We start from the raw sequence: 8,754 nt of genomic DNA on the forward strand, positions 1-8,754 counted from the left end.
ACTTTTGGGGTTCATTAAGGATGCCATTCTCTGCAAGGTACGCTTGGATACGAAGGGCTTCTCGTACTCGATCTAATTTCTTGGGAGGATACCTTTCAGGATGATACTGTTTGACAAAAAGCGAACCTTCATCCGTTTCAATTTTCCATTTGAGATTGCGCCAACCGCGGTGAATTTGCCGGCCTGATCGTATCTTCAAGTCAAAGTTTTCCTCAATGCTTTTGAATATCGCTTCTTTTATTTTGTCTACATACATTTGTGACACGCTCCTTCCACATTAACCCCCATATGACTTTATGAAAACAAGAAAAGAGGGGGGCATTTATAACACACGCCGGACCAATAAGAAAAGTTCCACTCCAGAGATTCCAGGAACTTCTTCACTCCCTCTAAAAAATGATGCCCTTTAAGGCCCATTCCCTCCAACTTGACAATCAAGAAATTACTGTGCTTTAATTTAAAATGAATAAATCATTCATTCAAAAAAGGGTGATGATATGCCACGAACAGAAGAAGCGAATCAACGTCTTCGTGGAGCGCAACGTGAGAAGATACTGGATGGTGCCAGAAAAGCCTTTGCTCGCAAGGGCTGGGCAGCTACCATGGCTGACGTTGCCGATGCTGCCGGAGTCAGTCAAGGGCTGCCCTATCGATATTTTGCCAACAAGGAGGCAATCTTCAACGAACTGATCGAACAGACCATGCAATCCGCCATTGCGACACTGGAACACATTCTGGAAATGCCTGGTACACCGGGAGAACGCCTTCACTTTCTGATTTCTAGGATATTGGAATACCGACGCGAACGCCTCGAGTTCTATCAGCTTTTTCAGATGTTTCATGATGAAGCGACGCCGGACCATCTCCGTGAACTTATGCGCAAGCAAAGCCAGACCTTCCAAGACGTGATGAGGCAACTGATCGTCGAGGGCCAGGCTTCCGGAGAACTCGCAAAAGGCGATCCGGACCAACTGGTGCTGGCTGTTATTGCATGTCTCAACGGTTTGTCCAACTTGGCTTTGCGCAGCCCTGAGAAATTTAAAAATCATTTTCCTGATACTGAGATTATCCTGCGGATGCTCAAGCCATAGTAAGCCGCTTTTTTTTCCTATGGCATTGCGGGAGTGCGTTGTTGAATTGTCCCGGTCGCGGGCATGTTTACCCGGCACTGGCCTCGGCCCGGAAACCGGTCAAGCGCACTGTCCCGCCTGCATGGGATTTTCAATCCCTGCCAACGATAAATCGGGCAATTACGCTCATTTTATGAATGAATTATTTATTCATAAAGAAATAAGGGAGTGAATTTAGTGCACTCAGAAAAAGAAAGAAAACAACGTCTTCAACAGACCAAAAAAAAATTAATTCGCAGTCTTTTTTTCAACCTGCTTCTTCCGTGTTTCGTGTATATGGTGTTACGCCCGCATTTTACGACAGATACTGCACCACTTGCCATTAGTACGATCATTCCGGTGATCAAAACCATGGTTCAATGGATATGGCAACACCGAGTTGATTGGATAGGTGTAATAAGTACTTTTATTCTATCAATCGCACTCGTAATATCGTTTATCTCCGGAGGAAATTCATTACCAATTAAGCTTGTCCACCCGGCTGTATTTGGCATCATAGGCTTAATTTTCATCATTTCCGTACTTGCAAAAAAACCATTGCTGCTAATTATATTTAGGGCTATAGGGCAGCAAAACAAAGAACACTACAACAATCCAGTGGTGCACAAAAAAATAACCGTGATGACTGCATTGGTTGGTGGAGTTTCTTTCATCGGATCAATAATACACATTGTTATGGCTATTGTATTGCCAACCGGTTCCTTTTTGGTAATGTCAAATATGGTTAGTGTCGGAGCAATTGCAATTCTGATTGTGGGTGCAAAATTCATTGTTTCAAAAATTAAATAGCATTGACAGTTTTCATCTGGATAAGCCTGATTAATCTCCGGATGCGATCAAGTCCAAAAGTGACCTCAGTCAGAAAAAGTCGGCGTTCAACTTATGCGTGTGATTTTTGGCTGAGGTTTTTTATTGGATTTTCGCTACTCCCAGTACTCGGTCACGTCCAAGAACTTTCTGCCTCTGGCCCATTTTACAGACTCACCGGTCACTCAAATGTGGTCAAGCGGCCATTCAGTCCAAATCGCGAAAATGAGCCCATAATCATCTTCAAGTTAAATGTAACTGTTGTTCTAATTTAGTACCTTCTTTGTACCAGGTCTTCCCATGTCTTATCACGGAGATCTTCTGGGATCCATTCCAATTCAGGATATGGAAATTCATGATACTCAAAAATCTCTTTTGGGCAAAGCTTATCGTTTATTTCGATTTTAATTCCTCTGTATTGAGCCAACCAACCCAATCCGGCCACAGCATTGTCATAAAATTTGCCTAATATGTCTTCTTGCTTGATTCTTTTCTTATGTCGTCTCAATATTTGCTTCAAACCATCATGAACCTTTTCCTGATCCTGGTCCAAGATTCCCTCCAAGACAGCCATTCTTTGCTCCATATCCACTTTTTGATATCGATGCAATCGAAAACGGGAGAGTGCTTCCAAATGAGCCCGCGCTTTGTTGTCTTCCTGCAAAATGATATATTTTATTGCATAACCCAAATGTCCATTTTCGGGATTCAGGTCGTTTATCTTGAAATCCTCCTCTTCCCCCCGCCAACCCAGCAAATGCGCTAAGGAAACAATCAACTCCGGATTTTGGCTGATCAAGGCTGAATATAAATCGCCATAATAATTGGCAGTCCCTTTGAAACAGTTTTCCCCCTTTACATAGCGAGGATGGCTTGGAACGTTCAACGGTTCAGCGAGAACATACAATTCAAAATATCTTCCAGCCTTGTATAATTGTTGTTTATAGCCGATTACATCGTTCTCCAATATTAATTTTTTTATCGCAATGGTATAACACAGATAGGAGAGATGATCTAATATCATCCAATTACCCAGGGAATTATCCTTGACTAAATTTTCCACATCAAACTGATATGCTTCCTCATGTTCACAAACGACATCTTTAAACCACTGTCTAACATCCAAAGACATAATTCCCTCCTATTTCGACAGGAATGGTTTTCTGGTAATAAGGGGTTTGCCCCTTGTTTTTAGCAAATTCCTTTGATTAGTCCTCCTTGTAACGAATCCGTATTTTTATGTAAACTCAATATTCTTCCCAAAGCAACTCCGGATTCCGTTTACCCGTCTTATAAAAATACTCAAAAGCCTTAATAACCTCTTCTTGTTTGACACAATGTTTGGCCAGCTGTACATCCGGAACTCGGATCGTTAATTCATACTCTTTATCTGCTGATTCTTCCGGGTTGATCAGACAATACCCTGAACCATCTTCACAATAGTATTCGACTTTATATCTCTTCTCTCCATTAATCACATCCCCACCACCACATAACAAAGAAGCCCCTTCATCATCTGCCGGATCCAATACAAAGTTGGTGATGGTTTTTCCATCCATTTGTTGTATCACTTCATGGATTCGATCCCAATCGGGATTGTGCACTAAATGATTCATGTGTTCAATACACAGCTCCCATTTCATTATTGATATCCCTTCTTTTTGGAAACGGTATCTACCACCGGATAACGCGGCACACTTTTTCCCGAAATGATCAGTCACCGCTTAAAGAAAACGGTGGCAACGGTTGACCTGAATGAATGTGCAAAACAGTATATCCATCAGATGCAGGGAGTGAATATCTATTTTTTTAACGAACAATGCCCTATGTGCACATTGATTGGGGAACTCCATTTACTGAATGGTTTGAAGAAAAGGAAGGAAGACATGATCTTAGTTCTCAATGGATCATTCAGGTAGCTAGTAAGTTCTTACAGGAAAGAAAAGACATTGGCTTTTTGCTTGGCCGGATCACTACAATAGATGGTGTACTTGAGAAAGTAGAATATCAACCAACTATTCCTACCCTAATAGAACTTTACTCACGAAATAAGAAGAACAAGCTACCATTAAAACAATGGTTGTTGTTCTTAATACAAACTCTATCAACAAAAAGGGGATTCAATTAGCAAGTTGGTTTCCACTTCGTTAGTGGTTCAAAACGCTGCTTTTATAGGGGTTTTGGCAACGAAACGGCCGTTACATCACTAAACCTATTTTCCAAGAAATCCCTCATCTTTTTGCAACAGGCCATGCAAAACCTTTTCATCTAAGAACTTGGATTAAGCCATTTTACACTCTCTTCCTTCTGTGGATGTTGTGGCAACCCCATTCTACCAGGGGAAAGTGAGTGGCTCATTGCAATTTCTTATACGAACTCACTTCTATTTTGAAATAAGATTCAGCTGCACTGTGCAATTTTGTTTTCAGGAAAATGAGAAAAACCACACACAGTACACATCCCGCAAACAAAAAGAATATTGAAGCACCCCATTTTTCCGTTATAAATCCTGAGGCTGTACCCCCTACCGGAACTGAAACCCATACAATTAATCTAAAAATACTAACACATCGGCCAAGTAAGTGATCCGGAATTACAGATTGCCTAATGGTTGTCGTTTGAACATTCCAAGCAACAAGCATAAATCCGATAAGAAACTGGACAAGTAAAATTACAATCGGATTTGTGGATAGTGTCAATATAAAAGGCGGCAATACTAGCCCAATCGTTGATATCATCATTAAGGTTCCCATGCTAAATCTTTTTTTCACCTGACCTATGCCAAGAGACCCTACAACCATTCCACAGCTTAATCCAGCCATAATAATCCCTGCCCAGTCAGATGCTAAATGCAATTCGTTTTTAATACGATAAATTAAGGCGATATCCATACCAGGACCGACTAAATTCACAAGCATAGAGGATAAAGCTAAAACTCGTATTACTTTAATATTCCAAATATATCGGACACCTTCACTAATATTTGCAAGCATATTAGTCTGATTTTTTGGTTTTGATACTTCGGAAAAGGAAGCGCGGATAAAAAAGATCGTGAGGATAGAGACGGCATAAGAGGCAACGTCGAATAAAAGGGTATTAGCCGCACCAAGTAACGAAATGAGTATTCCTGCAATTACCGGACCACCAATTCGACTCATTGAAAAACCTGTCTGTAAGGCGGCATTTCCTTCTTGTAACTGTGACCGGTCGACAATATTCGGTAAACATGCTCCATATGCAGCATCAAACAGTGCTGAAAACATACTTACACCGGCTTGAACAGCATACAATAAAAAAACCGGAATCTCTCCAACAAGCAGATGTGTAAGCGGAATTGATAGAAGTAATATTAAGCGTCCACTATCTGCTATAATCATCATCGTCTTACGATTGTGTTGATCAGCCCAAACACCTGCTGGCAAAGATAATAATAAATAAGGGACAAACCCAACTGCAAAGGCTATGCCAGTTTGTATTGCCGAACCCGTTAGTTGCAGCAACAACCAAGGAATTGCGAAAGTGGTGATTGATGTACCAAGCTGCGAGATGGTTCTTCCAGTGAACAGCCATAAAAAATCTTTATTTTTCCAAATCGAAGATACCATTTCTTCCATGCCCTCCTCTGACTTGTTAAATCCTATCAACACTCGCTGTATAATACGTCCCCATCTTTTCTTGATGCAATGCCACGGCGTAGATTTCTCTGCAGCTATCAAGCAGGCTAGACTTTAAAGCAAAATACCTCAAGCCCGCAATACTTCTAATATAACCAATGAAAGGCCCAGCCCCGAATCAACTGTATGTTTCGAGCATTTTCTTCTTTGATCAGGAAGGGCACACTTATTCCTTTCAAAATCAAAAAGAGCACTTTTTCATATAAAAACTTCATATAAGATCTCCAAGATACTGAGCGAGCTGTCTAGTAAAGGAGTGAATATGCATTGGATTTGCAGAATAGATCCCTTTATCAACCCGAATAAACTTTGCCGCTTTTAATAAAGAGAGGTGATGATGCAGCGTGGTTTTAGAGATACTGAACTGAACACTCATTTCTTGAAGCGATAACGGTCCCTTTAGTAGTTGATAAAGTAATTTCAAGCGAAGTTCATCTCCTAACGCCTTATGACCACGGACTAATTCAGCCGGCGGGATACCTGGCTCCATCAAATACTCTTCCTTCAAAGGGTAAAAGAAAAGCTTCGTATCGGGTGAGCGTAACTCCAAGATCCACGGACGATACGATATATGTGGAATCAATTTGACAGTCCAGACAGAAGGCTCGGGACAATACTTTATTCCCCCCGTAATTCTTTCGATCTCTTCCATGGGATTCTCAATGTCCAGTGAACTATATCGCTTCTGTTCAAAGGCAAGTGCCCGAGTCCACATTTCCCATTCTTCTCGTTGACATACCCACTTGTACCATTCATTCAATGTATTGTTGAACAGGTCGCAAATTTCCTGACGTGAATAGCGACCTAGAGCGCGTACATATCCACCCAAATAGTCGTGTTTTTCAAAATATGAAGCATACTTCTCAAAAAACTCACCTTTATTATATTGCTTGGCTACCGCTTTTCTCATTGGTTCGGTATTTCGATCCTTGTAAGGCAGAAGTGTATCATATAAGAAATCAATTGGCATTTTGGCGAGTCTATTCGAAAAATCTTGAATAGAGGTTGCAGATAGTTTGTTTTGGAGCATAAGTAACCCATACCAGAAGTTAGTTTCCTCTATCACTTTCAAATTTTTTGCTAGTGATGCAGGGATGGAATCCTGATTTTCTTTCCATTTTTCATCCAAATCGAATGTGTGTCGAAACTGAGTATGCGTGTATCCGGCAATGCCCAAAATCGATTCCCAAACAGGTGAATATTCTACTTTTAAGCAAATTCTTTCCGTAGGCTGTTGAGAATAAAAATGCTTCATAAAGACCCCTTCTATTTACTTGATACAAATATTCTAAAATAAATGAATTAAAAATTCAATATTATTCGAACAAAATAAAGGAATAGTTGTGCTATTATAAAAAAGCAGTGAACGAATCGGTTAGGTAAAGTAACACTGTATATTGCGGTAACCCCTGAAGTTTTAAAATTCATCGGCCGTTGTTCCATATCCATGTTCTTTAGCCCGCTTCGCCCACCTCTACCTTCACTTTACCGCTTAATGTTTCCAGCCCATAAAAACTCCTTAGCACGCGCAAATAATATCTTAGGAGGTTAATGGCGGAATAAAAAAAGTGTACCGCTACATTTACCGGTCAATGAACGTTAACACTCCGGTAAAATAACGATACACCAACGACTTTAATGTTTTTGGCGGGGAATAGCGGGCTCAATCGCCTGACCAAAATTAATAGTTGGTTACTCAACGGATCTTATCATTGCTTGAATTTTGCATTTTTTTCTTTTCGAACACTCTATATGCCAAACATGATTTCCGGCAGGAGTATCAAAATGTTGTCCGTCAACTGTTTCACCAGGTGACAGATTACGATTAATGATTTCCCCATTTGCTTTTTCAAACCAAATTTTAGCTGATGCAGAACTTTCATTTTTCACAACGTAAAGTTCATAGTGGTGCCCTTTTGACTGATAAACTTCTGCTTTTCTAATGTCTTTCCATCCCAAACCAATATACGCAAATTCATTTTTAAAGCTCAATTTTGAGTTATTGGATACCAATTAGCATCCACACTTTGCGCTATAGGAACAACTGAAGGATCCTTGATGATTTCGACAGGAAATACTTTTTCGTAAAATTTATTGTAGTCTAAATAGCGAGCAAAATCCAAAAGCGATAAGTTGCTTATTGTTGGATCATCCCGCCAATTAACAGCCTGGTTATCATTGTAATCAATATCTATTTTACCATCACTCGCTTCCCACCAAGCACGCCAAACTAAAGAGGAACAATAAAAAGCTTCCTCACTTTTTTTATCATAAAGCAACCCACGAACAGTTTTGACATAACCTTTTCCTTCCTGAACTTGACGAAGAGCATATTTAGCGGCATCCACTCTTTGCTCCATGGTCGCTCCTTTGACCACATAAGCGGTCCACATCTTATATCTCTTAATCCATTTTGAAAGAGGAACTTCTCTTATTTTCTCTTTCATTCCCGGTGCCTCAATCACCTTATCGCCACTTGGCCCCACGATCGCTGCATGTCCAAAGCGAATGGTGTCTCCTATAAAAACCTTAGAACTTTCAGGAGTAATCAAAATAGTTCCAGGAATCATTTTACCTGTTTTGAAAATGTACTCGTGTACAAGCCTCTCGCTTCCTAACGCGTTAATCAATTCTTTATACTCATCTTCAGAAAATCCTATGGCCCTCTGAGCTGGTGCTGCATAATTTGGAGGCAGGTTTTCTGTTGGATTGGACACTGCGCTTTCTGTTTCTGTAGCTGGGGTCGCATTAAAACACAAGAAAAAAATAAACAGGACAAATAGTCCAAACACTACCACCCCAATAATTTTTCTCATCGTAACCCCTCCACCTTACACCCCTTTTTTTAAAAATTATGTTATAATTACTCAATAAATTCTGATAAGGGAGACTGGCACATGAAATGGAAAGTAACAGAAATAGGCGGACAAAAATTGTGGATTCCTGAATATGAACATAAAACAGAGCAAGTGCCATTTACCGAAAAACATCCCTTCATAGCAAACATTTTGCAAGCAGAACTTATCGTAGCAGGATTATTAACAGTTTGGTTTCTTATTACTTTTTCTTACCACTTTGGATTTTTCACTTATTGGGAAATACCATACACTTACTTGGAAATTGTATAATGACCCCATACGCTT

Annotated in this window: 10 protein-coding genes; 3 read left to right on the forward strand and 7 right to left on the reverse strand. The window is 40.2% G+C overall.

The genetic code is table 11. The features are described from left to right. On the reverse strand, positions 1 to 256 hold a 256-nt coding region (locus JG50_RS0117845; protein ID WP_033102465.1), incomplete at its 3' end, for a phosphotransferase. Between the two features lie 241 nt (positions 257 to 497). Here JG50_RS0117845 and JG50_RS0117850 point away from each other — a divergent pair. Further along, the gene (locus JG50_RS0117850; RefSeq protein ID WP_033102466.1) at positions 498 to 1,091 is read left to right on the forward strand and encodes a TetR/AcrR family transcriptional regulator; all 594 of its coding nucleotides are present in this window, start codon (positions 498 to 500) and stop codon (positions 1,089 to 1,091) included. 216 nt (positions 1,092 to 1,307) lie between these two features. Next, positions 1,308 to 1,919: a VC0807 family protein gene (locus JG50_RS0117855; RefSeq protein WP_033102467.1), complete on the forward strand. Its 612-nt coding sequence runs from the start codon at positions 1,308 to 1,310 to the stop codon at positions 1,917 to 1,919. Positions 1,920 to 2,208: 289 nt separating this feature from the next. Here the strand turns inward: JG50_RS0117855 and JG50_RS0117860 are convergent, their stop codons facing one another. From JG50_RS0117860 to JG50_RS0117890, 6 genes are all read right to left on the reverse strand, one after another. Next, entirely contained in the window at positions 2,209 to 3,069 is an 861-nt protein-coding gene (locus JG50_RS0117860) for an immunity 49 family protein (protein WP_033102468.1), read from the reverse strand. A 115-nt stretch (positions 3,070 to 3,184) separates the two neighbouring features. Continuing rightward, positions 3,185 to 3,580, reverse strand: a complete 396-nt coding sequence (locus JG50_RS0117865) for a hypothetical protein (protein WP_033102469.1) — start codon at positions 3,578 to 3,580, stop codon at positions 3,185 to 3,187. A 711-nt stretch (positions 3,581 to 4,291) separates the two neighbouring features. Next, positions 4,292 to 5,551 carry an MFS transporter gene (locus JG50_RS0117875; RefSeq protein ID WP_081944048.1) on the reverse strand — a complete coding sequence of 420 codons (1,260 nt, stop codon included), beginning with the start codon at positions 5,549 to 5,551 and terminating at the stop codon, positions 4,292 to 4,294. A gap of 271 nt (positions 5,552 to 5,822) precedes the next feature. Beyond that, the gene (locus tag JG50_RS0117880; RefSeq protein WP_033102472.1) at positions 5,823 to 6,866 is read right to left on the reverse strand and encodes an ArsR/SmtB family transcription factor; all 1,044 of its coding nucleotides are present in this window, start codon (positions 6,864 to 6,866) and stop codon (positions 5,823 to 5,825) included. 437 nt (positions 6,867 to 7,303) lie between these two features. Continuing rightward, entirely contained in the window at positions 7,304 to 7,624 is a 321-nt protein-coding gene (locus tag JG50_RS0117885; protein WP_152568653.1) for a hypothetical protein, read from the reverse strand. Beyond that, complete coding sequence (locus JG50_RS0117890) at positions 7,600 to 8,427, reverse strand: YiiX/YebB-like N1pC/P60 family cysteine hydrolase (protein WP_033102474.1); 828 nt, start codon at positions 8,425 to 8,427, stop codon at positions 7,600 to 7,602. Before JG50_RS0117890 ends, JG50_RS0117885 begins: the two co-directional genes overlap by 25 nt. Positions 8,428 to 8,508: 81 nt before the next feature. Here JG50_RS0117890 and JG50_RS0117895 point away from each other — a divergent pair, with 81 nt between their 5' ends. Further along, complete coding sequence (locus JG50_RS0117895; RefSeq protein WP_033102475.1) at positions 8,509 to 8,739, forward strand: hypothetical protein; 231 nt, start codon at positions 8,509 to 8,511, stop codon at positions 8,737 to 8,739. Positions 8,740 to 8,754: the final 15 nt, after the last annotated feature.

Origin of the sequence: Thermoactinomyces daqus, assembly GCF_000763315.1 — a bacterium.
GTDB classification, from domain to species: Bacteria; Bacillota; Bacilli; order Thermoactinomycetales; family Thermoactinomycetaceae; genus Thermoactinomyces_A; species Thermoactinomyces_A daqus.